This window comes from Microvirga sp. HBU67558 (assembly GCF_018069605.1).
Classification (GTDB): domain Bacteria; phylum Pseudomonadota; class Alphaproteobacteria; order Rhizobiales; family Beijerinckiaceae; genus Microvirga; species Microvirga terrae.
Genome location: NZ_JAGPUP010000561.1, coordinates 68,377 through 94,098 on the forward strand (window position 1 = coordinate 68,377; position 25,722 = coordinate 94,098).

Consider the following 25,722-nt stretch of genomic DNA (forward strand, 5'->3'; position numbering starts at 1 on the left):
GAAGAGAATGTCCGACGAAGCCAACCTCCTCCACCTGCTGGCCGCCCTGATCTTCGGCTATCTGCTGGGCTCGATCCCATTCGGCCTGATCTTCACCCGCATGGCGGGCTTGGGAGACGTTAGGAAGATCGGCTCCGGGAATATCGGCGCCACGAATGTCCTGCGGACCGGACGCAAGGGCCTCGCGGCCGCGACCCTCGTGGGCGATGCCCTCAAGGGGACGGCGGCGGTGGTCATCGCCGCGCAATGGGGGCCGCAATTCGCCACCGTGGCGGCGCTCGGCGCCTTTCTGGGTCATCTTTTCCCGGTATGGCTCGGGTTCAAGGGCGGCAAGGGCGTGGCGACCTTCATCGGGGTGCTGATCGGGCTTAAGCCGGTCGCGGCGCTCGTCTTCTGCCTGATCTGGCTGGGCGTGGCGTTCGCGTCCAAGTACTCGTCGCTCTCCGCCCTGATCGCCAGCGCGGCGACACCGGTCGTCCTGTGGCTCTTGGGCGAGCCCGGCATGGCCGGCATCGCGGTCATCCTCGTGGCACTGCTTTGGTGGAAGCACAGCCAGAACATCAGCCGCCTTCTGGCCGGGACCGAAGGCAAAATCGGCCAGAAGGGATAAGGCATGATCCTCACGGATGAGCAGCGTCTCGATTGGCTTCGCCTCATCCGCTCAGAGAAGGTCGGCCCCCGCACGTTCCGGGCGCTGGTCAACCAATATGGAGGCGCTGCCGGGGCACTGGAGGCCTTGCCCGACCTCGCCCGTCGCAGCGGACGCCTGATGCTGAAGGTCTGCAGCCGGGCTGAGGCCGAGAAAGAAATGGCCGCCGCGGCGCGTCTTGGCATCCGGTTCATCGCCATGGGCGAGCCCGATTACCCGAAGACCCTTCAGGCCATCGACACCGCACCGCCGCTGATTGCCCTCCGGGGTTCGGCCGAAATTCTGGCCAAACCGTCGGTCGCCATCGTGGGGTCGCGCAACGCGTCCGCGTCAGGGCTGACTTTCGCCGAGCGCCTCGCACGGCAAATCGGCGAAGCCGGCTACGCTGTCGTGTCGGGACTGGCGCGCGGCGTCGACACGAAGGCCCACAAGGCGAGCTTGGCAACCGGCACCGTCGCGGTGTTGGCCGGAGGGCACGACCGGATCTATCCGGTCCAGAATGCACAATTGGTAGAGATCATCGTGGAGCAGGGTGGGGCTGTGCTCTCCGAGATGCCCATGGACTGGGAGCCTCGCGGACGGGACTTTCCGCGCCGGAACCGGATCGTGTCGGGTCTGTCCTACGGCGTGGTGGTCGTCGAGGCGGCGCGGCGCTCGGGTTCTCTCATCACGGCCCGCTTCGCCCTGGAGCAGGGACGCGAGGTCTTTGCCGTGCCGGGTTCCCCCCTCGATCCCCGCGCCGAAGGAACCAACGATCTGATCCGGGACGGTGCAACCCTGTGCGCCGGCGTCGAGCATGTGACGAGCGTCCTGGAGCCGCTGATCGCGTCTGGTCCCCGCCTCGATCAAAGCGCCGAGGAGCCGATCCACATTCTCGGCTCGGAAGAGCTCTGGGACGAACTTGATCTTCCCGACATCCTGCGCGCACCCGTGCGCCCGATCATGCCTGAAGCCGGGGTGGACGAGGATACCGCTGACCGCCAGTCCGATCTTGTGGCGCTCCTCGGCCCTTCGCCAGTGGCGGTCGACGATCTGGTCCGGCAGTCCGGCCAGTCGATCCGCAACGTCCAGATGGCTCTCCTGGAGCTTGAGATCGCAGGACGCCTTGAGCGGCACGGGGGCAACGCGGTCTCGTTGATCACCAATCCTTAACGGTCCTTGGCGGGGGCTTGGAGGGCCCGGACGGCTTCCAACCGTGCCATGTCCAGCAGGTAGGCCAGAAGGTCGAGCTTCGCCTCTCGAGCGAGGGAGGACAACACGGCAGAGAATTCCGAAATGTACTGAGCCGTCTCCATTACCGACGTGTCCAGACGGCCCGCATCGGCTGCCCGGTTCCCGTGCTGTTCATCCGCCAGGGGAGCTTTGAGAGATCGGTGCGGAGGTTTGGACATCGATGCCGACGCTGTCTCTTTGTTTCAATTCCTCTAGATAGCAGCACAACTAAAAATAAGACAAGGCCATTTAGTTAAGCCACAAGTTGTATAATTAGCTGAACACTGAGATCAGAAGTGGCATCGAGATCAGAGCCAACACGGTTTGCAGGGTGAGGATCTCGGCCATGAGACCCGCATTGCCGCCCATCTGGCGTGCCAGCACGAACGCGGCGCTGGCCGAGGGTACGGATGCTGCGACGATCGTCACGGTCAGGTCGTTGCCTTCCACGCCGATGAGACCCGCGTAGGCGACGGCCATCACAGGCATCAGAACGAGCTTGAGACCGGCTGTCAGCAGGTGGGGGACCCCTGGGCGGGCGAGCCTGCGGATGTCAAGACCCGCGCCGACGATCAGCAGACCGGCCGCGAGCGCCGCGCGTCCCATGACGTCGATGTAGGCGGCCAGAGGCTTAGGCAGTGGCGGCGCCAGGACGTTCAGCAATAGGCCGATGGCGCAGGACCAGATGAACGGATTGGTCACGAACGAGCGGAGAATGTCCCATGGACTTTGCTTGGGCCTGCCGGCGAAGCGGATGAAGACGTAGAAGGCCAGCAGGTTGAGGAGCGGCACCATGGCCGCGATGGCGACGGCGATCAGGGCGATCCCCCGCTGGCCATAGAGGCTTCCGGCGACCGCCAGCCCGACGAAGGTGTTCCAGCGGGTTGCTCCCTGGAAGATCGACGTGAAGCTCGGTCCGTCGATCTTGAGTCTGCGTTCGAGGATGGGCCGCAACCCGAGCACCAGCACGGCCATGGTCAGAATGGCGCCGATCAACGCACCGCCGACGCCGAGGACGGGCACCGAGGTCAGATCGGCCCGGGAGAGGGTATCGATGATAAGGGCCGGGAAAAAGATCACATAGGTGACCCGCTCGAGACCAGACCAGTGCTGCTCGCTGACGAAACTCGTCGCCCGGCAGAGCCATCCGGTCGCGATGATCAGGAAGGTGGGGATCAGGCTGGCGAGGATGGCGGACATGGAGAGCCACGGGAGAGGCCGGATCATATGATCCGGAAAAGCGGGGTGTATGAGGCGCTTAAGACGTCCCGAGCCCATCGACAAGCGCCGGATAAGCTTGCATTGGAATTACGCTCTGATGCTCCACTTGTCTTAAATCCGTCCGGACCGAGGCCTTTGATGATCCAGGTGACGAATTCCATCGCCCTCGACGAGGCGGAGCTTCAGGAGAGCTTCATTCGCGCCTCAGGACCAGGAGGCCAGAACGTCAACAAGGTCGAGACGGCCGTCCAGTTGCGATTCGATGTCCGTAACTCCCCTTCGCTGCCGGATTTCGTAAAGGAGAAGCTGGAGCGACTTGCCGGCAGGCGCGTGACGAATGACGGCGTTCTCGTGATCACGGCACAGCGCTTCCGCAGTCAGGACCGCAACCGTGAGGATGCACTCGCGCGCCTGGTCGAACTGATCCGGCAGGCAACGGAGCGCCCCAAGCCGCGCCGGCCCACCCGTCCGACCCTGGCCTCGAAGAAGCGCAGGCTCGAGGCGAAAGGGCGGCGGTCCGAGATCAAGAAAGGGCGCAGCGGCAAGCCGGGCTTCGACTAGAGCAGCAGACCGAAAAATGGACCGACTTTTCGCTGATGCGGCCCGCTGGGCGGGTATGGTGTGCTCGGCGTCATCCCTGAAGGACGATGCCGCCGAACCCGAGGAGGTCGGCGAAGACAGCGAGCACCACGCCCAGGCCGACGAGGCTGAGCCCTGTGAGGAAGAACCGAACCGAGCGGTTGTACCGCTTGAGCTGGAGCGACGACACCAGGAGCAGATCGGCCAGGGCTTTGACCTGAAGGGCCAAGCCCATCGTGATCAGCGCGACCGATACCAAGTCTGAATTGGCCCAATCACCCGGCAGCGCCGACCAGCGACTCAGGAAGCTCAGGGAGAAGCCGACCACCACGCCGATCGCCGTGATCGAGCCGTTGCGGAAGGTGGAATCGACGCGCTGGGGCTCCTCGGCCGGCTTGACCGCATCGTTCGCCATCGTCGGGCTCCGCCTCCGGCAGGTTCCGATGATCCTGCTTCAAGGCGATCCTAGCGCACTTTCCCGCCAGGGTCCTCCCGCGATGGTCGAAAGGGTTCTCAACCGTAGTCGCGGCCCACACCGATCTCGGCCGAGCCGGAGACGGGGATCGTCGTCAGGGCGACGGCGATCTCGAACAGTCCGACGATGACATGGGGCCAGTGCACCTGATCCGCGAAGCCGAAGAGCCAGGGGGAGGCGGCCAGCAGCAGGCCGCCGGCCGCATCGACCCCCAGATGAGCCCGCATGGGGATGAGGCGTCCCAAGGACAGTTCGTAGTCGGTCATGAGGCTCGTGATCAGGATGGCGGCTCCAAGGATCATCGGCACCCATTGGGCCGGCCCGTTGTCGGCGAAGCCCAGCACGAACGGCGCCATGATCAGGGCGAGCCCGGTCAGGTAGTCGATGGCGCCATGGATACGGGTTGGAATGAAGCGCATGAACAATCCTCTTCCGACAGGGCTAGGTAAGGGTGCGCGAGGGCACCAGTCAAAGTCTGCCTGGCGGGCAATGTTCCCGAATGTCCTGCGCTAAGTATATGAGTTAACTTATGTTATTTCTCAGGCGGATAGGCGTGCTCGCGGCCCCTGTAGTCTGAGACCGAGTAGCAGCCCTCAGTGCCCCGGATCGCATCGGGACCGATGACCGCCTTGCCGTGACCGCCCGGAATGTCGAGGATATAGGTCGGCTGGCACAATCCCGAGATCCGCCCGCGCAGACCAGCGACGAGAGCCCGGCCTTCCTCGATCGTCAGGCGGAAGTGGCTCGTCCCGGGAGCAAGGTCCGGATGATGCAGGTAATAAGGCTTCACCCGCGTTTCCACGAAGGCGCGCATGAGGGCCGCGAGCGTGTCGGGATCGTCGTTGACGCCCTTCAGCAGGACGGACTGGCTGATCATGACGATGCCTGAATCGACGAGCCGCGCGCAGGCGGTCCGCGCATCGTCCGTCAACTCGCGCGGATGGTTGGCGTGAAGGGCCACGTAGGCTGTCTTGCCGCTGGCCGTCAGAGCCGCGATCAGGGCATCGTCAATCCGCTCCGGCTCCACCACGGGGACCCGGGTGTGGAAACGAACGATCTTCACGTGATCGATGGCGGCAAGCCGCTCCATGATTTCCGCGAGACGACGAGGCGCGAGAACCAGCGGATCTCCCCCGGTCAGGATTACTTCCCAGATCTCCGGGTGACCGGCGATATAGGCGAAGGCTCTGTCCATGGCGTCCGGCGACAGGGTGCCGAGCCCCTGCGGCCCGACCATCTCGCGGCGGAAGCAGAATCGGCAATAAACCGGGCAGACATGGACGGCCTTGAGCAGGACCCGATCCGGGTAGCGGTGAACGATGCCTTCCACGGGACTGTGCGGGAGATCGCCGATGGGATCGGCGCGCTCTTCCGGCAGGATCGTCAATTCGGCTGCATCCGGCACGAACTGACGGGCGATCGGGTCATTCGGATCGTTCCGGTCGATCAGTCTTGCCATGGCGGGGCTGATCGCGACCGCGTAGCGCTCGGCCACGGCTTCGATCCCCGCGCGCTCTTCGGGCCCGACCAGGCCCGCCTCGCTGAGTTCGACAGGGGTACGGATGGGGCGGATCGCGTTCATTGGCTTGGCTCCGGCACGGGTGCCCAGAGCACCTGGTCGATGCGCGCGGCGCCGGTGGCGAGCATCACAAGGCGGTCGAAGCCGAGCGCGATGCCGCTCGCCTCGGGCATCCGGGCCAGTGCCGCCAGGAAATCTTCGTCCACCGGATAGTTTTCCCCGTAAATCCGCGTCTTTTCCGCCATTTCGGCCTCGAAGCGCCGCCGCTGTTCGGCTGCATCCGTGAGCTCGCCGAAGGCGTTGGCGAGCTCGACCCCGCAGGCATAGAGCTCGAATCGCTCCGCCACTCGCGGGTCGCGGGCAGTCGGCCGGGCGAGGGCCGCTTCCGCGACCGGGTACTCGTCCAGGATCGTGGCGCGACCGAGGCCGAGATTGGGTTCCACCCGTTCCACGATGACGCGACTGAACAGGTCCGACCAGGTGTCGTCCTCGGCCACCCGGATTCGCGCCGCCTCCAGGCTTGCGGCCAGATGGTCCCGATCCGTCGCGCCCTGCGGGTCGATGGAGGCGAGGAGGTCGATTCCGGCAAAGCGGTCGAACGCCTCGGCCACGCTCAGGCGCTCCGGCTCCTTGAACGGATCCGTCTCGCGGCCCCGCCAAGCGAGGCTGCGGGTGCCGGCGGTTTCCGCTGCCAGACGCAGGATCTCGGCGCAGTCTCGCATGAGAGCCTCATAGCTCTCGCCCGCACGGTACCATTCGAGCATGGTGAATTCGGGGTGGTGCAGGGGGCCGCGCTCCCGATTGCGGTAGACATGGGCGAAGCAGGCGATGCGGGTCTCGCCGGCCGCCAGGAGCTTCTTGCAGGCGAATTCCGGCGAGGTATGCAGGTAAAGGGGGGCCCGCGAGCCGTCGAGCCCGACGGCCTCCGTGGCGAAGGCGTGAAGATGCGCCTCGTTGCCAGGAGAGGTCTGGAGCGTGGCCGTATCGACCTCCACGAAGTCCCGTGAGGCGAAGAACGCCCGGAGCCCAGCCTGGATCCGGTTCCTGCTCAAAAGGAAGGGCCGGCGGTCCGCATGGACGTGGGGCGTCCACCAGGGGGAGGGGGAAGGTACGGGTCGATCCATTCCAAAGGGCTCATCAAGGTCGGACTGGCGATTTGCGCGAAGATAGGCTACTGCGGCTCGGAAAACCGTTTTCGGTGCTCCTGAAGGCTCGGCGACCCGACCCTCATGACGCGCCCCTATCTGTCACAAGGAAAGCTTCCCGTGAAGGTCATCGCCTCAACGCTCCGCAAAGGCAACGTCGTCGACATGGACGGCAGGCTCTATGTGGTTCTCACCGCTCAGAACATCCACCCCGGCAAGGGTACGCCGGTCACCCAGCTCGACATGCGCCGCATCTCCGACGGCGTGAAGGTGTCCGAGCGCTACCGTACCACCGAGCAGGTCGAGCGTGCCTTCGTGGAAGACCGCGAGCACACCTTCCTCTACGAGGACGGCGAGGGCTTCCATTTCATGAACCCGGAAACCTACGACCAGGTGACCGTGCCCGAGGACATCATCGGCGACCAGAAGGCCTATCTTCAGGAAGGCATGGCCGTGATGCTCTCGACCCATAACGGCGTGGCAATCGCCATCGAACTGCCGGCCCGCGTCACCCTCGAGATCACCGACACGGAGCCGGTGGTGAAAGGCCAGACCGCGTCGTCGTCCTACAAGCCCGCCATGCTGTCTAACGGCGTGCGCACCCTGGTGCCGCCCCACATCACGGCCGGCACCCGCGTCGTGATCATGACGGAAGACGGCTCCTACGTGGAGCGTGCGAAGGACTGACGGCCCGAGCCCTCGTCACCGGTCTTGTGCCGGCCTCGAGGGCCGACGGAACAATCAGGTCTTGAAGGGCAGGAGGTTTCGGTGGAAGGCTCGCCGGACGTCCTGCCCTTTTCTCTTATGTCGGAAGCGGATGGTTTCATGACGCGCGGTCTCGCGAACCCCATCAACCCTCTTGTTGCCGATGTCGGCTCTCCTCCGATTCCCGAAGCTCAGGCCTGGACCAAGCGCTATGACGGCTCCCTCGGCCCGCTGATCAACCTCTCGCAGGCCGTTCCGGGCAACCCGCCCCATGCCGATCTGCTCGCCCGGATGGGCGCTGCCGCGGGCTCTGCGGCAGGCTCGCAATATGGTCCGATCAATGGGGATGCGGATCTGCGTCAGGCCTACGCGGCGGATCTGTCCCGCTTGTACGAGGGCCGGATCGGGCCCGAGGACACGGCGGTGACCGCCGGCTGCAACATGGCGTTCTTCGCCGCCATGATGCTGCTCGCGCATCGCGGCGAAGCGGTATTGCTGCCGACGCCCTGGTACTTCAACCACCAGATGACCCTCGACATGCTCGGCATCGAGCCGCGCCCGCTGCCGTGCCGGGCGGACCATGGGTTCGTGCCCCGCGTGGAAGATGCGGAACCTCTGATCGACGAGAAAGTCCGGGCCATCGTTCTCGTCACCCCCAACAATCCCACAGGGGCCGTCTATCCCGCCCACGTGATCGAGGCCTTCGCTCAGCTCTGCGCCAGACGTGGCATTTATCTCGTGATCGACGAGACTTACCGGGACTTCCTGCCGCAGGGCATGAACCGGGCGCACGGTCTGTTCATTGGCGAGGAATGGCGCAAAACGGTTGTTCAGCTCTATTCCTTCTCGAAATCCTACGCGATCCCGGGGCACCGCACCGGAGCCGTCACGGCCGATGCGGCGCTCATCGAGCAGATCGCCAAGATCCTCGACTGCATCCAGATCTGTGCACCTCGAACCGCCCAGGCTGCACTGCCCTGGGCCATCGACGCCTTGCACGACTGGCGCGAGGACAACCGGGCCGAGATCAACCGGCGTGCACAGGTTTTTCAGGAGGCGCTCGCTCCACTGCCGGAATGGACGATCGACTCGGTGGGAGCTTATTTCGCCTATCTGCGCCACCCGTTCCCGCAGGCCAAGGCCCAGCAGGTTGCGGAGAAGCTCGCGACGGAGAGAGGGGTTTTGTGCCTGCCGGGGAGTTATTTCGGGCCCGGGCAGGAAGAGCATCTGCGCGTTGCCATCGCCAATGTCGGGGCCGATGTCTTGAAGGGGCTCACGGAGCGCTTCAAGGGGTTCCGGCTCTGACCGTCCCGGAAGAGGTAGGGTACAATCTGCGGCGCTTGCCCTTGGCAGGACCGCACGGCGATGGTTACTCTCTTGGTCAAATGCGGCGTCCGATCGGGATGCCCGGGGATTCGTTTTGACCGTCAAAGTGGACGCGACAGCAGAACCAGGAGACCGACATGCGGATCCGCTGAACGGGTCCGCAAACGGCGCCTCCTTGGTCGCGGAGCGTCCCGCGCCGACGCGGACGGATCCTCGCCGGCGGTCTTCCAAAAGCTATGCTGCGCTCGATCTCGGCACGAACAACTGCCGCCTTCTCATTGCGGAACCTGCACATTTCGGCTTTCGGGTCGTCGACGCGTTCTCCCGCATCGTCCGGCTCGGCGAAGGTCTCGGCCTCGGCAACCGCCTGAGTGATGACGCGATTGCCCGCACGATCGACGCCCTGCGCGTGTGCCGTGAGAAGATGGCCGCGAAGGACGTCACGCGGACGCGCCTTGTCGCCACGGAGGCCTGTCGTCTCGCCGAGAACGGGCCGTCCTTCATCGGCCGTGTGCGCGACGAACTCGACCTGGAGCTCGAGATCGTCGATCGCAAGACCGAAGCCTATCTGGCCGTGACCGGATGCGCATCCCTGGTCGATCCCAAGGCGCATTCCGTCATCATCTTCGACATCGGTGGTGGGTCGACGGAAATCGCCTGGCTCGACGGGCAGGCGCCGCACGCCTTCGCCGATCCCTGCAAGCGGATCCGCGCCTGGGACTCGCTCCCCGTGGGCGTGGTGACCCTGGCCGAGCGCTGGGGCGGCATCGATGTCACGCCCGAGACCTTCGAGGGAATGGTCGAGGAGGTGTCCGACCTTCTGCTCGATTTCGCCCTTGTGGCAGCACAGGCGGGACGGGCCCGCAATTTCCATCTTCTCGGGACCTCGGGAACCGTCACCACGGTCGGGGGCATTCATTTGGGACTCGCGCGCTACGACCGGCGCCGCGTGGACGGAATGTGGATGCGCAACGGCGAGATCTCGACAGTGATGCAGCGTTTGCTGCATTCGGATTTTACGCAGCGGGCAGAGAATCCCTGCATCGGCAAGGAGCGCGCCGATCTGGTTCTCGCGGGCTGCGCCATATTGGAAGCAATCCGCCGGGCTTTCCCGTCGGAGCGCCTGCGCATTGCGGATCGCGGATTGCGCGAAGGAATCCTGATGAAGATGATGCGAGAGGATTTCGTGTGGCGAGGGGGCCAGCGGTGAGCGCGAAAACGGGATCCGGGGCCCGCAATCTCAAGCAGCGCGTAAAAACCGCCCACAAGCGGACGCTCTCGTCTCAGAAGTGGCTCGAACGCCAGCTCAACGACCCTTATGTCGCGCGCGCCAAGCGCGAAGGTTATCGCTCGCGCGCGGCCTTCAAGCTGCTGGAGATCGACGAGAAGTATCATCTCCTCAAGCCCGGTCAGCGGATCGTCGACCTTGGTGCCGCGCCCGGCGGCTGGTCGCAGATCGCCGCCACGAAGGTCGGCCCGAAGGGCAAGGTGGTCGGCATCGATCTCCTGCCGATCGATCCCATGCCGGGGGTCGAGTTCATCCAGCTCGACTTCCTGGACGAGAGCGCTCCCGGCCGGCTGATCGAGATGCTCGGCGGTCCGGCCGACATCGTCATGTCCGACATGGCGGCCAATACAACCGGCCACAAGAAGACCGATCACCTGCGCATCATCGGCCTGGCGGAGGCCGCGATCTATTTCGCCCGCGAGATCCTGGCGCCGGGCGGCGCCTTCGTGGCCAAGGTGTTCCAGGGGGGCACCGAGAACCAGCTGCTGGCCGATCTCAAGCGCGACTTCGCCGTGGTGCGCCACGTGAAGCCGGCGGCGAGCCGAGCCGACTCGGCGGAACTCTACGTGATGGCGACCGGTTTCCGGGGGCGGGCCGACGAGACACCGGGCGCCTGACGGGGCTCGCCACGAGGCCTGATTTTGCAAAGGACACGACCATGGCAGCGCACCAGATCGGCATCATCGGCCTCGGCAAGATCGCGCAGGATCAGCATCTGCCGGTCATCAAGGCCAACCCGGACTTCGAACTCCTGGCGGTTGCGAGCCAGCGCGGGCTGCAGCCGGACGAGGCGAAATACAGCTTTCAGGATTACCGGGACCTCCTGAAGATCCCCGAGGTGGAGGCGGTGTCGATCTGCACGCCGCCTCAGGTCCGACACCAGATCGCCCGCGAGGCGCTTCTCGCCGGCAAGAGCGTGCTGCTCGAAAAACCGCCGGCCGCCACCTTGAGCGAGCTCGAGGATCTCAAGGAGCTCGCCGCCAAGGTGGGGAAGGTCGTGTTCACCACTTGGCACGCCCAGTACAACAAAGCCGTCGAGGAGGCCAAGAAGGCGCTCGCCGGCTGGACGATCAAGCGCCTTCTGGTGACCTGGAAGGAGGACGTGCGGCACTGGCATCCGGGCCAGCAATGGATCTGGCAGGCGGGCGGCTTCGGCGTGTTCGATCCCGGGATCAACGCGCTCTCCATCGTCACCCGCATCATGCCCGAGCCGGTCTTCATCAAGGCATCGGAACTCGAATTTCCTGCCAACCGCGATGCGCCGATCGCCGCCCATCTGACGTTCTCCATGAGCCACGGACAAGGCGACCTGCAGGCGGTGTTCGACTGGCGCCAGACCGGGCCGCAGACCTGGGACATCGAGGTCGAGACGGAAGCGGGCCTGAACCTCAAACTCAGCCATGGCGGCAGCTGCCTGGAAATCGGCGGCCGGCAGGTGGTGCAGGAGGAGTCCGCGGAATACCAAGGAATCTACCGTCGCTTCGACGAATTGCTGAACGCCCGCCAGTCCGAGGTCGACGACGCTCCGTTCCGCCTCGTGGGCGACGCCTTTATGATCGGCAGGCGGGTTCAGGTCGAGCCGTTCCAGGATTAACTCCACGCCGTCATGGCCGGGCCTGTCCCGGCCATCCCGATGGGAGAAGCGTTGCGCCCTCCCGTAACGGGATCACCGGCACGAGGCCGGTGGTGACGAGGCAGGGAACCGCCCAATCCGAGCCGACGCTGCCGCGGCACCCCTCAAGCCAAAGTCTTCTTCAGGAACCCGATCGTCCGGCTCCAGGCAAGATCGGCGGCCTCCTTGTTGTAGCGGGCAGCGCCGGTGTCGTTGTTGAAGGCGTGGTTGGCGCCCTCGTAGACGTAGATCTCGTAGGTCTTGCCCGCCTGCTTCAGGGCTGCCTCGTAGGCCGGGATGCCGGCATTAATGCGCTCGTCCATCCCGCCGTAATGCAGCATCATGCCGGCATTGATCTTCGGCACGTCCTCCGCCTTGGGCTGCCCGCCGTAATAGGCAACGCCCGCATTGAGGTTCGGCTCGTTCACCGCCAGGTTGTTCACCGCGCCGCCGCCCCAGCAGAAGCCGATGGCTCCGACCTTGCCATTGCCGTCCGGACGTCCTTTCAGGTACGCGACCGCCGCCTTTCCGGAGGCGATCACGTCCGGCTGCTTCAACTGGCCGATCATCTCGCGGCCCTTGTCCTCGTCGGCCGGCGTTCCGCCCATGGGCGACAGATAGTCGAGGCCGAGCGCCACGAAGCCCTGGGTGGCGACGCGACGGGTCACGTCCTTGATGTGAGGGTTGAGGCCGCGGTTCTCATGGATGACGATCACGGTCGGCAGCTTGCCCGCACTGTCCTTCGGCCTGACAAGATAGCCCTTCAGCCCTGGAACGCCGGGGATATCCACGGTCTCCGTGGTGATCCGCGGATCGCTCTCCTCGACGGTCTGGGCCTTCGCGTAATTGCTCTGCAGGACCGACAGGAGGGTCGTCGCGGCGGCGGTGCTGCCGGCCAGCGCTGCGAGCTTGTCGAGAAAGTTGCGGCGGTTCATGCCGCCATGCGTGAAGTCGTCGTAGAGATCGATGATGCGTTGATCCATGCGGGCCTCCCGAAGCACCGGATTGGGCCGGTGCGTTTATTCCCAGCCGGAAGGTAGCGCGGCCTAGCGTCCCGACATACCGTCACCGAGGCCAGTGGAGGCAGGTTTTTCCTTCACAATCCTGTGTCCCGACATCTCGGCGCCGGCCGTCGGCGCGAGGCCGATGAAGACGAAGCCGGCTAGAGCCGACACGGTCGCGACGGCCCAGAACGCCGGGCCGAAATCGGCCGCCGTGATCGTAGCGTCACCGTCGAGGCTGGCCGCCGTCTCCAGCACGAAGGCCCCGAATGCGACGCCGATGCTCAGCGAAACCTGCTGGAGGGCGCTGGACAGGCTCGTGGCATAGCTCATCTCCCGGTTGGAGATCTCCGCATACCCGATGGCGTTGAGGCTGGTGAACTGGAGCGACCGGAAGCAGCCGCCGACCAGCAGGATGATCATGATCAGCCAGTGCGGCGTCTCCGGCGTGAAGAAGCCGTTGGCGGCGACGAAAGCCGCCCCGATGAAGGCGTTGATGATCAGAAGCCGGCGAAATCCCGTCCGCTCCAGGATGCGTTTCGCCATGGTCTTCATGAACAGGGCGCCGACCGCCGCGATGAAGGTGAGCGATCCGGATGCCAGGGGGCTGAGGCCGAAGCCCACCTGGAGCATCAGCGGCAGCAGGAACGGGATCGCCCCGATGCCGACCCGGAACAGGAACCCGCCGACCACGCTGATGCGGAAGGTCGGGATCTTCAGGAGGCCGAGATGCAGCACCGGGTACGGGGTGCGCTTGGCGTGGACGACGTAGAGGACGAGGCAGATCGCGCCGATCACCACACAGCCGGTCGAGATTTCGGCCGGAATGAGATGCCGGCCGCCCGAGGCGAAGCCGAGCATGAGCAGGGCGAACCCGAAGCCTGAGAGCAGGAAGCCGATCACGTCGAGCGGCGGCGTGTCCTCCTCCTTGATGTTCGGCACGTAGATCGTGGCCAGGACGATGCCGAGGATGCCGATCGGGATGTTGATGAAGAAGATCCACCGCCAGTCGAAATAGGTGGTGATGAAGCCGCCGAGCGGCGGGCCCACGATGGGGCCGACGAGGGCTGGGATCGTCAGGGTCGCGAGCGCCTGAACCACCTCGCTACGGGCGACGCTGCGCAGCAGAACGAGGCGCCCCACGGGAACCATCATGGCGCCGCCGGCCCCCTGGACGAACCGGGCGATCACGAACCATTCCAAGGAATTGGCGCCCGCGCAGGCAAGAGAGCCCGCCATGAACACCCCGATGGCCGCGGTGAAGATCGTCCGGGCCCCGTACTTGTCGGCCATCCAGCCGGAGATTGGGATGAAGATCGCAAGGCTCACCAGATAGGAGGTCAGAGCGAGCTTGAGGGCGATCGGGTCCGTCCCCAGGCTCTGCGCGATCATCGGCAGCGACGTGGAGATGACGGTCGAATCCGTGTTCTCCATGAACAGGGCGGTCGCGATGATCAGCGGGAGAAGGCGGGACGGACGCATGACTCGCAGGACTTAGCGTCCGGCAACCCCGTTGCAAAGGGCAAAAAGGCGCAGAGCAGGTCTACGGGGGAAGCGCCTCTTCGACCCTTTGCGAATTGACAAGCCCGTGCTACGGACCCGTGCCAACTCGCCAAAGCGTTATTCTCTCATATCCGCACCCTTGAAGGAGTTGGTCATGGCCTCTGTATTCGCCGATAAGTTCATCGAAGGACTGACCTTCGATGACGTACTCCTCCGGCCAGGCCGCTCCGAAGTCCTGCCCGGCGACGTGGACGTGGCGACCCGGCTGACCCGGACCATCCGCCTGAACATGCCGATCATCGCGTCCGCCATGGACACGGTCACGGAAGCCCGCATGGCCATCGCCATGGCCCAAAACGGCGGCCTCGGCGTAATCCACCGCAACCTGGAGCCGGAAGCCCAGGCCGAGCAGGTCCGCCTGGTCAAGCGCTACGAGTCGGGCATGGTGATGAACCCGATCACGATCCACCCGGACGAGACGCTGGCCGATGCCCTCGCGATGATGAAGCATCACGGCATCTCGGGCATCCCGGTGGTCGAGCGCGGACCGAACGGGACCAAGGGGAAGCTCGTCGGCATCCTGACCAACCGAGACGTGCGTTTCGCCAACAACCCTGGCCAGCCGATCTCCGAGCTGATGACCAAGGACCGCCTGATCACCGTTCGCGAGGGCGTGAGCCAGGATGAGGCGCGCCGCCTCCTGCACCAGTTCCGCATCGAGAAGCTCCTGGTCGTCGACGATCATTACCGCTGCATCGGCCTCATCACCGTGAAGGACATTGAGAAGCAGGTCGCCTATCCGAACGCCGCCAAGGACGCGCAGGGCCGTCTCCTCGTGGCCGCCGCCACCACGACCGGCGAGCAGGGCTTCGAGCGGGCCGAGCGCCTCATCGATGCGGGTTGCGACGTGGTCGTGGTCGACACCGCTCACGGCCATTCCGTCAAGGTGCTGGAGAGCGTCACCCGCGTGAAGAAGCTTTCCAACGCCGTCCAGGTCGTGGCCGGAAACGTCGCGACGCGGGAAGGGGCCCAGGCCCTGATCGACGCCGGCGCCGATGCGATCAAGGTCGGCATCGGGCCTGGCTCCATCTGCACCACCCGGATCGTGGCGGGCGTCGGTGTGCCCCAGCTCACTGCCATCATGGAGGCGGTCGAGGCGGCGTCCCAGGCGGATGTTCCGGTGATCGCCGACGGCGGCATCAAGTTCTCGGGCGACCTCGCCAAGGCGCTCGCAGCCGGCGCCTCCTGCGCCATGGTTGGCTCGCTGCTCGCCGGCACAGACGAGACCCCCGGCGAGGTGTTCCTCTACCAGGGCCGCTCCTACAAGTCCTACCGCGGCATGGGGTCGGTCGGAGCCATGGCCCGCGGCTCAGCGGACCGCTACTTCCAGGCCGAAGTGCGCGATACCCTCAAGCTCGTTCCGGAGGGCATCGAGGGCCAGGTGGCCTACAAGGGCCCGGTCTCGGCGGTGCTGCACCAGCTTACCGGCGGCCTGCGCGCTTCCATGGGCTATGTCGGGGCCGCGACCCTGCCGGAGTTCCAGGAGAAGGCCCGCTTCATCCGCATCACGAGCGCGGGCTTGCGCGAGAGCCACGTTCACGACGTGACGATTACGCGGGAAAGCCCTAATTACCCGACTCGCAGCTAAGCTTCAGTCGAGTGAGTGTCCATGAGCATCAGTTCCGTCATCCTGCCCGTCCTCGTCCAGGTCGGGCTCACCTTCCTGCTCCTTCTTTGGCTCGGACGGTCCCGGGTCGGGCATCTGCGCTCCGGGGAGGTGCAGGTGAAGGACATCGCTCTGGGCGAGCGCAACTGGCCGAGCCGTATCCTGCAGATCCAGAACTCGTATCACAACCAGTTCGAGCTTCCGGTCCTGTTCTACGTGCTGGTGACGCTGGCGCTCATCACCCGCAAGGCCGACATGCTGTTCGTGGTCATGTCCTGGATGTTCGTGACGAGCCGTCTGGTTCACGCGGCCATCCACACGACGTCGAACAAACTCTCCCATCGGTTCATGGCCTTCGTAGTCGGCGTGCTGATCCTCGCCGCCATGTGGGTCATCTTCGGCATCCGCATCTTCGCGGCGGAAGCCGGCATTTGAACGAGCGGACGGGATGGGCGCAACGCCCATCCCGCTGATCGTATCAGTACTTCCGGCCGCTCTCGAGCTGGGTCTTGGCGTCCATCGCCTTGGCGGGAGGCGGGGTGAGATCGGCGGCCGGGGCCGTTGCGCAGGCGGCGATCGTCAGGGTCAGGCCGGCGGCGATCAGGCCGCGGGTCAGTCGGGTCAACATCGAGAGTGGCTCCAAATAGGAATCGTGCGGAATGCACGCATCCTCACCATCTACTCTCGATGGAGACGAAAAATAGGTAACAATGTGTCGTTTATACGGCCAAGCTTGGATGTGCTCTTTCGATGACACCAGCCGCCCGCATCTCCGCCGCCATCGAGGTTCTGGCCGATATCGAGGCCCGTCGCCGGCCGGCTACGGACGCCCTCAAGGATTGGGGCCTGTCCCATCGCTTCGCCGGCTCCAAGGACCGGGCCGCCATCGCGAGCCTCGTCTACGATGCCTTGCGCCGGAAGGCCTCCGCGGCTTGGATCATGGGAGAGACGACGCCCCGGGCCATCGTCCTCGGCATGTTGAGGCTTCAGCGCGGCCTTGATCCCGCGGCCGTGGCGGCTCTGTGTTCCGGCGAGCGTTTCGCCCCCGAACCCTTGACCGCCGATGAGAGCGTCAGACTCGAAAGCGCCGACCTCGGCGGTGCGCCGGCCGCTGTGGCGGGCGACTTCCCGGACTGGATCGAGCTCTCGCTGCAGCGCGTGTTCGGGGAGGACCTCATATCCGAGATGAGGGCGCTCACCGCCCGGGCCCCACTCGATCTGCGGGTGAACACCTTGAAGGTCTCCTCCCGGGAGGAGGCGCACGACGCCCTCCCGCATCTCGGCGCCGTCGAGACCCCGCTCTCGCCCCTGGGCCTGCGCATCGCACCGGGCGAGGACGGGCGCGGCCCCGCCGTGCAGTCCGAACCGGAGTTCCTGAAGGGCTGGATCGAGATCCAGGACGAGGGCTCGCAACTCGTCGCGCTGCTCGCAGGAGTCAAGCCCGGCGAGCAGGTGGTCGATCTCTGCGCCGGTGGCGGCGGCAAGACCCTGGCGCTCGCGGCCATGATGGAGAACCACGGCCAGATCTACGCCACCGACAACGATGCCCGCCGTCTCGCGCCGATCCACGACCGGCTCGCCCGTGCGGGTGTCCGCAACGTGCAGGTCCGTACCCCGCGACCCAAGGCCGATGCGGTGACCGATCTCGACGGGAAGATCGACTGCGTGGTGGTGGACGCGCCCTGCACAGGCGTCGGCACTTGGCGGCGCAACCCCGATGCCAAATGGCGCCTGCGCCCCGGCAGCCTGGATGTGCGGCGCAAGGAGCAGGAAGCGGTCCTCGACCGGGCGGCACGGCTCGTCAGGCCCGGCGGACGCATCGTCTACATCACCTGCTCGATCCTGCCGGAGGAGAACGACGATGCCCTGGCGGCGTTCATGGAGCGCCACGACGGGTTCACGCCTCTGCCGCTGACCAAGATCCTGGACGCCTCGCGGCTCGGCCATATCGAGAAGGCCGTGCGCGCGACCGCCCATGGGCTCCAGCTGACGCCGCTCAGGACCGGGACGGACGGCTTCTATGCTGCGATCCTGGTGCGAAACCCATGAAAAGCCTCATATTTGAATTGTCGTCACGACCCGGAAAGCCGTAAGAACCCGCCATGACCCAGACCCACGACAAGATCCTCATCGTCGATTTCGGCTCCCAGGTGACCCAGCTCATCGCACGGCGCGTGCGCGAGGATGGTGTCTACTCGGAGGTGGTGCCGTTCCAGAAGGCCGCCGAGGCGATCCGGACCATGAAGCCGAAGGGCGTGATCCTCTCGGGCGGACCGGAATCGGTCACGTCGGACATGTCGCCCCGGGCCCCTCAGGAGCTGTTCGACACCGACCTTCCGGTTTTCGGCATCTGCTATGGCCAGCAGACCATGGCGGCGCAGCTCGGCGGCGAGGTCGAGAGCGGGCACCATTCAGAATTCGGCCGCGCCGAGGTCGAGGTGCTCACCGAGAGCCCGCTGTTCCAGGGTGTGTGGCAGGTCGGCAAGAAATATCCTGTCTGGATGAGCCACGGCGACCGGGTCACCAAGCTTCCCGAAGGCTTCGAGGTCCTGGCGGCCTCCGAGAACGCACCTTTCGCGGTTGTGGCCGACGAGGGGCACAGGTTCTACGGCGTCCAGTTCCATCCCGAGGTGGTGCATACGCCCCAGGGAGCCCAGCTCATCCGCAACTTCGTGCGCGACATCGCGGGCTGCAAGGGCGACTGGACCATGAAGGCTTTCCGCGAGGAAGCCATTGAGCGCATCCGGGCGCAGGTCGGCACCGGCCGGGTAATCTGCGGCCTGTCCGGGGGCGTCGATTCCGCCGTCGCGGCGGTGCTGATCCACGAGGCCATCGGCGACCAGCTCACCTGCGTATTCGTCGATCACGGCCTGCTGCGCGCGTCGGAAGCCGAGCAGGTGGTGACGCTCTTCCGCGACCACTACAACATCCCGCTCGTCCACGTGCAGGCACAGGATCTCTTCATCGGAGCCCTGGAAGGTGTGTCGGACCCCGAGGTCAAGCGCAAGACCATCGGCCGGCTCTTCATCGACGTGTTCGACGAGGAGGCGAAGAAGATCGGGGGAGCCGACTTCCTGGCGCAGGGCACGCTCTACCCGGACGTGATCGAGAGCGTATCCTTCACCGGCGGCCCCTCGGTCACGATCAAGAGCCACCACAATGTCGGCGGCCTGCCCGAGCGCATGAAGATGAAGCTCGTGGAGCCGCTGCGCGAACTGTTCAAGGACGAGGTGAGGGTGCTCGGCCGCGAGCTCGGCCTGCCCGACGCCTTCGTGGGCCGGCACCCGTTCCCGGGTCCGGGCCTTGCCATCCGGGTTCCCGGCGAGATCACCCGTGAGAAGCTCGACATCCTGCGCAAGGCCGATGCGATCTATCTCGAAGAAATCCGCAATGCCGGCCTCTACGACCAGATCTGGCAAGCCTTCGCGGTGCTGCTGCCGGTGAAGACCGTGGGTGTCATGGGTGATGCGCGTACCTATGACCACGTCTGCGCGCTGCGCGCCGTCACATCCATCGACGGCATGACGGCGGATTTCTACCCGTTCGACATGGGCTTCCTCGGCCGGGTCGCGACCCGGATCATCAACGAGGTAAAGGGCATCAACCGCGTCACCTACGACATCACCTCGAAGCCGCCCGGCACCATCGAGTGGGAGTGAGCCGATGGCGACGACCCTTTACGGCATCAGGAACTGCGACACGGTGAAGAAGGCGCGCGCTTGGCTCGAGGGCAGAGGCTTGCCTTACGCCTTCCACGACTACAAGGCGGAAGGCATCGACCGGGCACGGCTCGAATCCTGGGTGTCCCAGGTGGGCTGGGAGTCGCTTCTCAACCGGGCCGGCACCACGTTCCGCAAGCTCCCGGAGTCCGACAAGGCGAACCTCGAACGGACCAAGGCGATCGCGCTCATGCTCGACCAGCCATCGATGATCAAGCGCCCGGTGCTCGACCATGGCGGGCGGGTCGTCGTCGGCTTCAAGCCGGAACTCTACGCGGAACAGATCGGGTAGCGGCGTTCCTGAGGGAGGTGTCATGATCCGAAGGCGCGGGAAGAGGATCGCGGCGGCCGTGCTTCTAGGGGCCGCCTGGGCCGGTCCTGCCCTGGCCGAGAGCGCCGGATGTTTCCACTTCGGCTACGATCTCAAGGACCTCGAGGCGAACCGGGACGTCTACCTCGGGCGGATCAACACTCTCGCGCCGCGAGTGAATTTCGTGAAGCGTGACGTGTTTCAGAAGGGCTGCCCCAGCAGCAGCGCCGCCTGCAGGGACAAGCCCTACCTCGTTCCCGGCGACGAGGTGGTGATCTCGGGCGGCAACGGCGATTTTCTGTGCGCCAGCTATGCCGGCCGGAACGGCGCCGTGACCGACGGCTGGCTGCCGCGCGCTGCGGTGTCGGTCGTGCCGGGGGAACCCGTCGCAGCGCCACAGGGCTGGCTTGGAACATGGCAGAGCGGACCCGAGCAGACGATCGCGATCGGATCAGGCGCGCAAGGGACGCTGACGATCAAGGGTAATGCCACCTGGGGAGCGTCCGATCCCGGCCGAGTCGCGCGCGGCGCCGTCAATATCGGTGAACTCGACGGGGAGGCGCCGGTGCGCGGCCCGATCCTCTCCTTCGGCATGGGAGAGGACGGCCCCCTGCCATACGACGAAGCCGACGAAGCGGATTGCCGGGTCCAGCTTCTCCGTCTCGGCTCCTACCTGCTCGTGAGGGACAACGCCATGTGCGGCGGCCACAACGTCACCTTCACGGGGATCTACCGGCGGCAGTAGCCGAGCGGCCCACACCGGCGATGCTCACCCCCTGAAGAACAGCAGCGTCAGGAGCAGGAAAGTCGGAATCAGGATGGCGCCCGACCAGAGCAGATAACCGAAGAAGCTTGGCATCTTTACCCCGCCTTCTCGGGCGATCGCATAGACCATGAAGTTGGGCGCATTACCGATATAGGAGTTCGCGCCCATGAACACCGCACCGGCCGAGATTGCCGAGAGCGTCAGCGCCCCAGTGGTCATGAGCCGCTGGGGATCGCCGCCGGCCAGTTCGAAGAACACCAGATAGGTCGGGGCATTGTCCAGGAACGAAGAGAGTCCGCCGGACAGCCAGAAATAAGCAGCGTTGTTGGCGCTGCCGTCCGGGTTGGTCACGAGCGCGACGAGTGGTGCGAAAGCCCCATTCGCGCCGGCCTTGAGCATGGCGAGCACCGGAATGATCGCGATGAAGATGCCGGCGAAGAGCTTTGCCACCTCCAGGATCGGCCCCCAGGAGAAGCCGTTCTCGATCCGGTTCGCCTTCGACGTCGTCTTCAGGGAGATGACCGTCACGACGACCATGATGAGGTCGCGCAGGGCATTGGCGAACTCGATCTCCACGCCGAGCACGGTCGTGCGGCCGAGGTCGGCGGTGGCGCTCATCAGGATCGCCGCAATGATAATGAAAATCAGGAGGAAGTTGATGCCGCCCGTGACCCGTACGGGATTGTCCGGCGTCGGATCGGGGCGGACGCGGCCTTCCTTTCGATAGACCACGAGATCGATCACGAAGAACAGGGCGAGGAGGAAGAGGCTGGCGAACAGGGTCTCCGGCAGCAGGTGCCTGGTGGTCCAGAAGAAGTCGACCCCGCGCAGGAAACCCAGGAACAGCGGCGGGTCGCCGAGCGGCGTGAGCGAGCCGCCGATGTTCGACACCAGGAAGATGAAGAACACGATCACGTGGACGTTGTGCCGTCGGTCGTCGTTGGCGCGCATGATCGGGCGGATCATCACCATGGAGGCGCCGGTCGTGCCGATGAAGCTCGCCAGAACGGTGCCAAGGCCCAGGAGCATCGTGTTGGTGCCCGGTGCCCCGTGGATGTTGCCGCGCACGAGAATGCCGCCCGCGACCGTGAACAGCGCCAGCAGGAGGAGGATGAAGGGAATGTACTCGAGCAGGGCCGTGTGGGCGAGGGCGTGGATTGCCGCCGTGGGCCCGAAGACCATCCCCATGGGGATCAGCACCAGGAGGCCCCAGGCGGCAGCGATCTTGCCTTGGTGGTGTTCCCAGACATGGGGTGCGAGAAGCGGAAACAGCGCGATGGAGAGAAGGATGCCGGCGAAAGGCAGTGCCCAGGCGAAGCCGAGGCTCGCCCCGTTGAACTCGGCCGCAAAGGCCGCCTGTGGCAGGAGGGTGAACACGCCGGTCAGCGCCAGGCTCGTGGTGCGAAGCATATCCTCGGTTTCCCCTCAAGCGCCGCTTGGACCGGCGTGTTTCTTCTCGGCCGCGCCGTGGTTTTATGGGACGGGCGAACGGTCCGCAACGGTTTGCCCGCTACCAAAAAGGCGGGCTTCGGAGCCCGCCTTTGTTGTTTGAACGAAGCGCCCGTTATTGGATCTTCGGCGGCTCGTCGAAGTTCAGGCCGGGCAGGCCGCCTGGTTCGCTTCCGGGAGCGCCGAGGCCTGGGACCAGGAGCTCGTCGAGCTTCTGCTGCACCGCCGCCGGATCGACCGCGGGACCGGCCGCCTTGTAGTGCGTGACGAGGCCCGGAAAGGCGATCACGATAGCCACCATGATCAGCTGGATGACCACGAAGGGAACGGCGCCCCAGTAGATCTGACCCGTGGTCACGGGATCCATCTTCCGCCCCGTCACGCGGTCGATATACGGCACCTTCGGAGCCACCGATCGCAGGAAGAAGAGCGCGAAGCCGAACGGCGGATGCATGAACGAAGTCTGCATGTTCACGGCCAGGATGACGCCGAACCAGATCAGGTCGATCCCGAGCTTGTCGGCCGCGGGCCCGAGAAGCGGGATGATGATGAAGGCGAGCTCGAAGTAGTCGAGGAAGAAGGCCAGGAAGAACACCAGCACGTTCACGAAGACCAGGAAGCCGACCTGACCGCCCGGCAGCGAGGTGAGCAGGTGCTCGACCCAGATGTGGCCGTTCACGCCATAGAAGGTGAGCGAGAACACGCGCGCACCGATCAGGATGAACAGCACGAAGGCCGAGAGCTTCGCGGTGGCCTCCGTGGCCTGACGGACCAGAGTCCAGTTGAAGCGGGCAGGGTTGTTGTCGAGCTTGCGCTTGACGGCGGCCAGGATCACCGAGCCCAGAGCGCCCATGGCGCCGCCTTCGGTCGGTGTCGCAAGGCCGATGAAGATGGTGCCCAGCACCAGGAAGATGAGCAGGAGCGGGGGCACCATCACGAAGGTGACCTGCTGGGCCATGTTCGACATGAGGCGAAGGCCGGTGAAGCGCTCGACGATGCCGACGATCAGCGCATAGATCACACCAGCCAGAATCATTTCGAAGGTCAGGGCGAGGTTTTCATGGCCCTGACTGTGGAGATAGGCGTAAATGCCTGCCAGAAGGGCCGCGAGGACGATAGAAACCACGATCCTCTTGGCGCCCAGCATCCTGTTCATGAGGGCGCAGATCAGCGCCACGACAGTGGCCACGCAGATCGTCAGGATCACGAAGTCGGCGCCGGCCTTGGTTCCGGTCTGCGACAGGACGTAATAGCCGACGAGCCCCGAGAACACGACCAGGATACCCAGCTGCCACACACCGCGCGCACCATCGGGCTCGCGGTAGCCGATCGCCTCCGGGGGCAGGCCCGGGGCTGATTTCGGGTACACGATCGACATGAACATGACGTATCCGGCGTATAGCGCAGTCAGGATCAGGCCGGGCAGGAACGCGCCCTCGTACATGTCGCCCACCGAGCGACCGAGCTGGTCGGCCATGACGATCAGCACCAGCGATGGCGGGATGATCTGGGCGAGGGTACCGGAAGCCGCGATCACGCCCGAGGCAAGACGGCGGTCATAGCCGTAGCGCAGCATGATCGGCAGGGAGATCAGGCCCATCGAGATCACCGAGGCCGCGACGACGCCCGTGGTGGCGGCCAGAAGCGCACCCACGAAGATCACCGCATAGGCGAGCCCGCCGCGCACGGGGCCGAAAAGCTGGCCGATCGTGTCGAGCAGGTCCTCCGCCATGCCGGACCGTTCGAGCACCAATCCCATGAAGGTGAAGAACGGGATCGCCAGCAGCACCTCGTTGGACATGGTGCCGAAGATGCGGTCGGGCAGCGCCTGGAGGAGCGGCCAGGACAGGGTGATGGTCTCCGGGGCGTAGGGCGCGAGCTCGACGGCGATGAAGAAGAACAAAAGGCCGTTCGCCGCAAGGGCGAAAGCGACCGGATAGCCGAGCAGGAGGAAGACCACGAGCGCCGCGAACATGATCGGCGCGAGGTTCTGGGCAATCAATGCAGCCATTGACGGGAACTCCGGAAAACTGTGACTTGGCGCCTGAAGATCAGCTCACGCCGTCGCCGGGCGGCGTGCCGCCCTTGCCGGGCGTATTGACGGTGCCGATTTCCTGAATCAGGCGCTCGGCCTCCGCTTCGGCACTGTGATGGCCGGCGCTGTCGTGCTCGTCCACGAGCTCGCCCCTCATGATCGCCACCCGCTTGATCAGCTCGCTCATCCATTGGAAGAACATCGAGATGAAGCCGAGCAGGATGAGCCCCTTGGCCGGCCAGATCAGCAGGCCGCCGGCATTGGACGAGACCTCGCCGGAGCGGTAGGAATTCAGAAAGAACGGGGTGCACAGCCAGAGCAGCAGCGCCACGAAGGGAAACAGGAAGAACAGGTGCCCGAAGATGTCGATCCCGTCGCGGGCGCGCTTGGAGAGCCGGCTCGAGACGATGTCGATGCGGATGTGCTCGTTCGCCTTCAGGGTCCAGGCCGCGCAGAGCATGAACACGGCGCCGAACAGGTACCATTGCAGTTCGAGCCAGGCGTTGGACGAGACGCCGAAGATGCGTCGGATGATGGCATTGATCGCGGAAACCAGGACGGCCGCCACGATGGCCCAGGCGGCGATCTTGCCGACGCGCTCGTTGATCGAGTCGATGACACGGGATAGCCCAAGAAGTGCCGTCACCTGTCTCCCCCTTGAAATCTGTTGAGATATTGCGGCCTAGCTATCGGACTTGGGGCGGCGTCGCTAGTGCCGATTTAGTCTAAAGCAAGGTTTGACGCGTCCGTAGCGGAGAAATTTTCAGGCTGCAAGCGGCCACCTTGTTAAAAGTTTAGGCAGTCCAAGGGTTTGATGACGATAGGAAACTTGCGGGTTCCCCTGCCGGGCTTTTCGTCCCATGGCGGTCGTCCCGTGCCTTCGGCTTGGTTTTCCCTGACTGGAATGGCTATAAGTTCCTAGAACCCGGAGACCTCCTGTGACGCTGCTGATCCTTGGCCTTGTGATCTTTCTTGGCATGCACGCCTTCAGCATGGCACGAGGCGCGCGGGCTGCCCTGATCGCCAGGATCGGGGAGGGCCCGTACAAGGGCCTCTACTCCCTCGTTTCCCTGGCCGGGATCGTGCTGATCTCGGTTGGCTATGGTCAATATCGCGCGGGCGGGTACGTCCCGGTCTGGGATCCGCCGGTCTGGACCCGCCATCTCGCCCTGCTCCTTGTCTGGGTGGCCTTCGTCTGCTTCGTCGCGGCCTATCTCCCGGGGCGCATCAAGCGGGGACTGAAGCATCCCATGCTCGTGGGCGTGAAAATCTGGGCTCTGGCGCATCTTCTCGCCAACGGGGATCTCGGGTCGATCCTGCTCTTCGGCTCCATCCTGGCCTGGGCAGTGCTGGCCCGCATCAGCGTCAAGCGCCGGGATGTGGCGGCCCAGCACGGAGGCACGGCGACCCCGGCCGGATGGCGCAACGACGTTCTGGCGGTGGTGATCGGCACGGCGGTGTATCTGGCGTTCGTGTTCTGGCTCCATCCCTGGCTGATCGGGGTTCCGGTCCTGCCCATGCGGGCATGAAGCCTCTCGCCTT

General features: G+C 65.1%; 27 protein-coding genes. 15 read left to right on the top strand and 12 right to left on the bottom strand.

Translation table 11 applies throughout. From position 1 onward, the window contains the following. Positions 1-7 precede the first annotated feature (7 nt). Together plsY and dprA are read left to right on the top strand one after the other, a co-directional pair. The gene (gene plsY / locus KBI52_RS29765; RefSeq protein ID WP_173950401.1) at positions 8-610 is read left to right on the top strand and encodes a glycerol-3-phosphate 1-O-acyltransferase PlsY; all 603 of its coding nucleotides are present in this window, start codon (positions 8-10) and stop codon (positions 608-610) included. A gap of 3 nt (positions 611-613) precedes the next feature. Then, on the top strand, positions 614-1,801 hold the full coding sequence (gene dprA, locus KBI52_RS29770) for a DNA-processing protein DprA (protein ID WP_210812602.1): 1,188 nt from the start codon (positions 614-616) through the stop codon (positions 1,799-1,801). Here the strand turns inward: dprA and KBI52_RS29775 are convergent. Further along, complete coding sequence (locus KBI52_RS29775) at positions 1,798-2,040, bottom strand: hypothetical protein (protein ID WP_210812603.1); 243 nt, start codon at positions 2,038-2,040, stop codon at positions 1,798-1,800. The two genes, dprA and KBI52_RS29775, sit on opposite strands and share 4 nt — an antisense overlap. A 94-nt stretch (positions 2,041-2,134) precedes the next feature. Continuing rightward, on the bottom strand, positions 2,135-3,061 hold the full coding sequence (locus KBI52_RS29780) for an AEC family transporter (protein WP_210812604.1): 927 nt from the start codon (positions 3,059-3,061) through the stop codon (positions 2,135-2,137). 159 nt (positions 3,062-3,220) lie between these two features. On the opposite strand from KBI52_RS29780, the gene arfB reads away from it, so the two are divergent. Next, positions 3,221-3,643, top strand: a complete 423-nt coding sequence (arfB, locus tag KBI52_RS29785) for an alternative ribosome rescue aminoacyl-tRNA hydrolase ArfB (RefSeq protein ID WP_173950404.1) — start codon at positions 3,221-3,223, stop codon at positions 3,641-3,643. Between the two features lie 70 nt (positions 3,644-3,713). On the opposite strand, the gene KBI52_RS29790 is transcribed toward arfB, so the two are convergent. From KBI52_RS29790 to epmA, 4 genes are all read right to left on the bottom strand, one after another. Beyond that, complete coding sequence (locus KBI52_RS29790) at positions 3,714-4,076, bottom strand: hypothetical protein (RefSeq protein ID WP_173950405.1); 363 nt, start codon at positions 4,074-4,076, stop codon at positions 3,714-3,716. Between the two features lie 98 nt (positions 4,077-4,174). Then, positions 4,175-4,555, bottom strand: coding sequence for an SPW repeat protein (locus tag KBI52_RS29795; RefSeq protein WP_210812605.1), 381 nt, complete (start codon positions 4,553-4,555; stop codon positions 4,175-4,177). 113 nt (positions 4,556-4,668) lie between these two features. Further along, positions 4,669-5,718, bottom strand: a complete 1,050-nt coding sequence (locus KBI52_RS29800; RefSeq protein WP_173950407.1) for a lysine-2,3-aminomutase-like protein — start codon at positions 5,716-5,718, stop codon at positions 4,669-4,671. Continuing rightward, positions 5,715-6,779, bottom strand: a complete 1,065-nt coding sequence (gene epmA / locus KBI52_RS29805; protein WP_210812606.1) for an EF-P lysine aminoacylase EpmA — start codon at positions 6,777-6,779, stop codon at positions 5,715-5,717. Before epmA ends, KBI52_RS29800 begins: the two co-directional genes overlap by 4 nt. Before the next feature lie 105 nt (positions 6,780-6,884). Between epmA and efp the strand changes: the two genes are divergently transcribed. The 5 genes from efp to KBI52_RS29830 all read left to right on the top strand — a co-directional run bounded on the left by efp (position 6,885) and on the right by KBI52_RS29830 (position 11,713). Continuing rightward, positions 6,885-7,487 (top strand): elongation factor P, encoded by a 603-nt coding sequence (gene efp, locus KBI52_RS29810; RefSeq protein WP_173950409.1) that lies wholly within the window; start codon positions 6,885-6,887, stop codon positions 7,485-7,487. 138 nt (positions 7,488-7,625) lie between these two features. Then, positions 7,626-8,810, top strand: coding sequence for an aminotransferase (locus tag KBI52_RS29815; protein ID WP_173950410.1), 1,185 nt, complete (start codon positions 7,626-7,628; stop codon positions 8,808-8,810). Positions 8,811-8,925: 115 nt separating this feature from the next. Beyond that, positions 8,926-10,041, top strand: coding sequence for a Ppx/GppA phosphatase family protein (locus KBI52_RS29820; protein ID WP_371823228.1), 1,116 nt, complete (start codon positions 8,926-8,928; stop codon positions 10,039-10,041). Next, a complete protein-coding gene (locus KBI52_RS29825; protein WP_173950411.1) occupies positions 10,038-10,736 on the top strand; it encodes an RlmE family RNA methyltransferase in 699 nt (232 codons plus the stop codon). Before KBI52_RS29820 ends, KBI52_RS29825 begins: the two co-directional genes overlap by 4 nt. A gap of 41 nt (positions 10,737-10,777) precedes the next feature. Further along, positions 10,778-11,713: a Gfo/Idh/MocA family protein gene (locus KBI52_RS29830; RefSeq protein WP_173950412.1), complete on the top strand. Its 936-nt coding sequence runs from the start codon at positions 10,778-10,780 to the stop codon at positions 11,711-11,713. A 143-nt stretch (positions 11,714-11,856) separates the two neighbouring features. On the opposite strand, the gene KBI52_RS29835 is transcribed toward KBI52_RS29830, so the two are convergent. Together KBI52_RS29835 and KBI52_RS29840 are read right to left on the bottom strand one after the other, a co-directional pair. Continuing rightward, positions 11,857-12,714 carry a dienelactone hydrolase family protein gene (locus KBI52_RS29835; protein WP_173950413.1) on the bottom strand — a complete coding sequence of 286 codons (858 nt, stop codon included), beginning with the start codon at positions 12,712-12,714 and terminating at the stop codon, positions 11,857-11,859. Positions 12,715-12,777: 63 nt separating this feature from the next. After that, positions 12,778-14,214: a DHA2 family efflux MFS transporter permease subunit gene (locus tag KBI52_RS29840; protein WP_210812607.1), complete on the bottom strand. Its 1,437-nt coding sequence runs from the start codon at positions 14,212-14,214 to the stop codon at positions 12,778-12,780. A gap of 175 nt (positions 14,215-14,389) precedes the next feature. On the opposite strand from KBI52_RS29840, the gene guaB reads away from it, so the two are divergent. Together guaB and KBI52_RS29850 are read left to right on the top strand one after the other, a co-directional pair. Then, positions 14,390-15,883, top strand: coding sequence for an IMP dehydrogenase (gene guaB, locus KBI52_RS29845; RefSeq protein ID WP_173950415.1), 1,494 nt, complete (start codon positions 14,390-14,392; stop codon positions 15,881-15,883). Between the two features lie 21 nt (positions 15,884-15,904). Further along, a complete protein-coding gene (locus KBI52_RS29850; protein WP_173950416.1) occupies positions 15,905-16,336 on the top strand; it encodes an MAPEG family protein in 432 nt (143 codons plus the stop codon). 43 nt (positions 16,337-16,379) lie between these two features. Here the strand turns inward: KBI52_RS29850 and KBI52_RS29855 are convergent, their stop codons facing one another. After that, entirely contained in the window at positions 16,380-16,529 is a 150-nt protein-coding gene (locus KBI52_RS29855) for a hypothetical protein (RefSeq protein WP_173950417.1), read from the bottom strand. A gap of 122 nt (positions 16,530-16,651) precedes the next feature. Here KBI52_RS29855 and KBI52_RS29860 point away from each other — a divergent pair, with 122 nt between their 5' ends. The 4 genes from KBI52_RS29860 to KBI52_RS29875 are packed head-to-tail and all read left to right on the top strand — an operon-like array spanning position 16,652 to position 20,675. After that, positions 16,652-17,950 carry an RsmB/NOP family class I SAM-dependent RNA methyltransferase gene (locus KBI52_RS29860; RefSeq protein ID WP_210812608.1) on the top strand — a complete coding sequence of 433 codons (1,299 nt, stop codon included), beginning with the start codon at positions 16,652-16,654 and terminating at the stop codon, positions 17,948-17,950. Between the two features lie 53 nt (positions 17,951-18,003). Next, positions 18,004-19,560, top strand: a complete 1,557-nt coding sequence (gene guaA / locus KBI52_RS29865; RefSeq protein ID WP_210812609.1) for a glutamine-hydrolyzing GMP synthase — start codon at positions 18,004-18,006, stop codon at positions 19,558-19,560. A 4-nt stretch (positions 19,561-19,564) separates the two neighbouring features. Then, positions 19,565-19,912, top strand: a complete 348-nt coding sequence (locus tag KBI52_RS29870) for an ArsC family reductase (protein ID WP_173950420.1) — start codon at positions 19,565-19,567, stop codon at positions 19,910-19,912. Positions 19,913-19,934: 22 nt separating this feature from the next. Beyond that, positions 19,935-20,675 (top strand): hypothetical protein, encoded by a 741-nt coding sequence (locus tag KBI52_RS29875; RefSeq protein WP_210812610.1) that lies wholly within the window; start codon positions 19,935-19,937, stop codon positions 20,673-20,675. A gap of 24 nt (positions 20,676-20,699) precedes the next feature. On the opposite strand, the gene KBI52_RS29880 is transcribed toward KBI52_RS29875, so the two are convergent. The 3 genes from KBI52_RS29880 to KBI52_RS29890 form a co-directional block, all read right to left on the bottom strand. After that, entirely contained in the window at positions 20,700-22,106 is a 1,407-nt protein-coding gene (locus tag KBI52_RS29880) for a sodium:proton antiporter (RefSeq protein ID WP_210812611.1), read from the bottom strand. A 154-nt stretch (positions 22,107-22,260) separates the two neighbouring features. Further along, complete coding sequence (locus KBI52_RS29885) at positions 22,261-24,156, bottom strand: TRAP transporter large permease subunit (protein WP_210812612.1); 1,896 nt, start codon at positions 24,154-24,156, stop codon at positions 22,261-22,263. Between the two features lie 40 nt (positions 24,157-24,196). After that, on the bottom strand, positions 24,197-24,826 hold the full coding sequence (locus KBI52_RS29890) for a TRAP transporter small permease subunit (RefSeq protein WP_173950424.1): 630 nt from the start codon (positions 24,824-24,826) through the stop codon (positions 24,197-24,199). 292 nt (positions 24,827-25,118) lie between these two features. On the opposite strand from KBI52_RS29890, the gene KBI52_RS29895 reads away from it, so the two are divergent. Next, positions 25,119-25,709: an NnrU family protein gene (locus KBI52_RS29895; RefSeq protein WP_173950425.1), complete on the top strand. Its 591-nt coding sequence runs from the start codon at positions 25,119-25,121 to the stop codon at positions 25,707-25,709. Positions 25,710-25,722: the final 13 nt, after the last annotated feature.

Bases quoted from the DNA above. Each gene is read 5' to 3' on its own strand.
- KBI52_RS29795 (WP_210812605.1), bottom strand. From the start codon at position 4,555: ATGCGCTTCATTCCAACCCGTATCCATGGCGCCATCGACTACCTGACC.
- KBI52_RS29875 (WP_210812610.1), top strand. From the start codon at position 19,935: ATGATCCGAAGGCGCGGGAAGAGGATCGCGGCGGCCGTGCTTCTAGGG.
- plsY (WP_173950401.1), top strand. From the start codon at position 8: ATGTCCGACGAAGCCAACCTCCTCCACCTGCTGGCCGCCCTGATCTTC.
- guaB (WP_173950415.1), top strand. From the start codon at position 14,390: ATGGCCTCTGTATTCGCCGATAAGTTCATCGAAGGACTGACCTTCGAT.
- KBI52_RS29855 (WP_173950417.1), bottom strand. From the start codon at position 16,529: ATGTTGACCCGACTGACCCGCGGCCTGATCGCCGCCGGCCTGACCCTG.
- KBI52_RS29835 (WP_173950413.1), bottom strand. From the start codon at position 12,714: ATGGATCAACGCATCATCGATCTCTACGACGACTTCACGCATGGCGGC.
- KBI52_RS29885 (WP_210812612.1), bottom strand. From the start codon at position 24,156: ATGGCTGCATTGATTGCCCAGAACCTCGCGCCGATCATGTTCGCGGCG.
- KBI52_RS29880 (WP_210812611.1), bottom strand. From the start codon at position 22,106: ATGCTTCGCACCACGAGCCTGGCGCTGACCGGCGTGTTCACCCTCCTG.
- KBI52_RS29850 (WP_173950416.1), top strand. From the start codon at position 15,905: ATGAGCATCAGTTCCGTCATCCTGCCCGTCCTCGTCCAGGTCGGGCTC.
- KBI52_RS29775 (WP_210812603.1), bottom strand. From the start codon at position 2,040: ATGTCCAAACCTCCGCACCGATCTCTCAAAGCTCCCCTGGCGGATGAA.
- arfB (WP_173950404.1), top strand. From the start codon at position 3,221: ATGATCCAGGTGACGAATTCCATCGCCCTCGACGAGGCGGAGCTTCAG.
- dprA (WP_210812602.1), top strand. From the start codon at position 614: ATGATCCTCACGGATGAGCAGCGTCTCGATTGGCTTCGCCTCATCCGC.
- epmA (WP_210812606.1), bottom strand. From the start codon at position 6,779: ATGGATCGACCCGTACCTTCCCCCTCCCCCTGGTGGACGCCCCACGTC.
- KBI52_RS29790 (WP_173950405.1), bottom strand. From the start codon at position 4,076: ATGGCGAACGATGCGGTCAAGCCGGCCGAGGAGCCCCAGCGCGTCGAT.
- KBI52_RS29840 (WP_210812607.1), bottom strand. From the start codon at position 14,214: ATGCGTCCGTCCCGCCTTCTCCCGCTGATCATCGCGACCGCCCTGTTC.
- KBI52_RS29830 (WP_173950412.1), top strand. From the start codon at position 10,778: ATGGCAGCGCACCAGATCGGCATCATCGGCCTCGGCAAGATCGCGCAG.
- KBI52_RS29860 (WP_210812608.1), top strand. From the start codon at position 16,652: ATGACACCAGCCGCCCGCATCTCCGCCGCCATCGAGGTTCTGGCCGAT.
- KBI52_RS29800 (WP_173950407.1), bottom strand. From the start codon at position 5,718: ATGAACGCGATCCGCCCCATCCGTACCCCTGTCGAACTCAGCGAGGCG.
- KBI52_RS29780 (WP_210812604.1), bottom strand. From the start codon at position 3,061: ATGTCCGCCATCCTCGCCAGCCTGATCCCCACCTTCCTGATCATCGCG.
- KBI52_RS29815 (WP_173950410.1), top strand. From the start codon at position 7,626: ATGACGCGCGGTCTCGCGAACCCCATCAACCCTCTTGTTGCCGATGTC.
- guaA (WP_210812609.1), top strand. From the start codon at position 18,004: ATGACCCAGACCCACGACAAGATCCTCATCGTCGATTTCGGCTCCCAG.
- efp (WP_173950409.1), top strand. From the start codon at position 6,885: ATGACGCGCCCCTATCTGTCACAAGGAAAGCTTCCCGTGAAGGTCATC.
- KBI52_RS29870 (WP_173950420.1), top strand. From the start codon at position 19,565: ATGGCGACGACCCTTTACGGCATCAGGAACTGCGACACGGTGAAGAAG.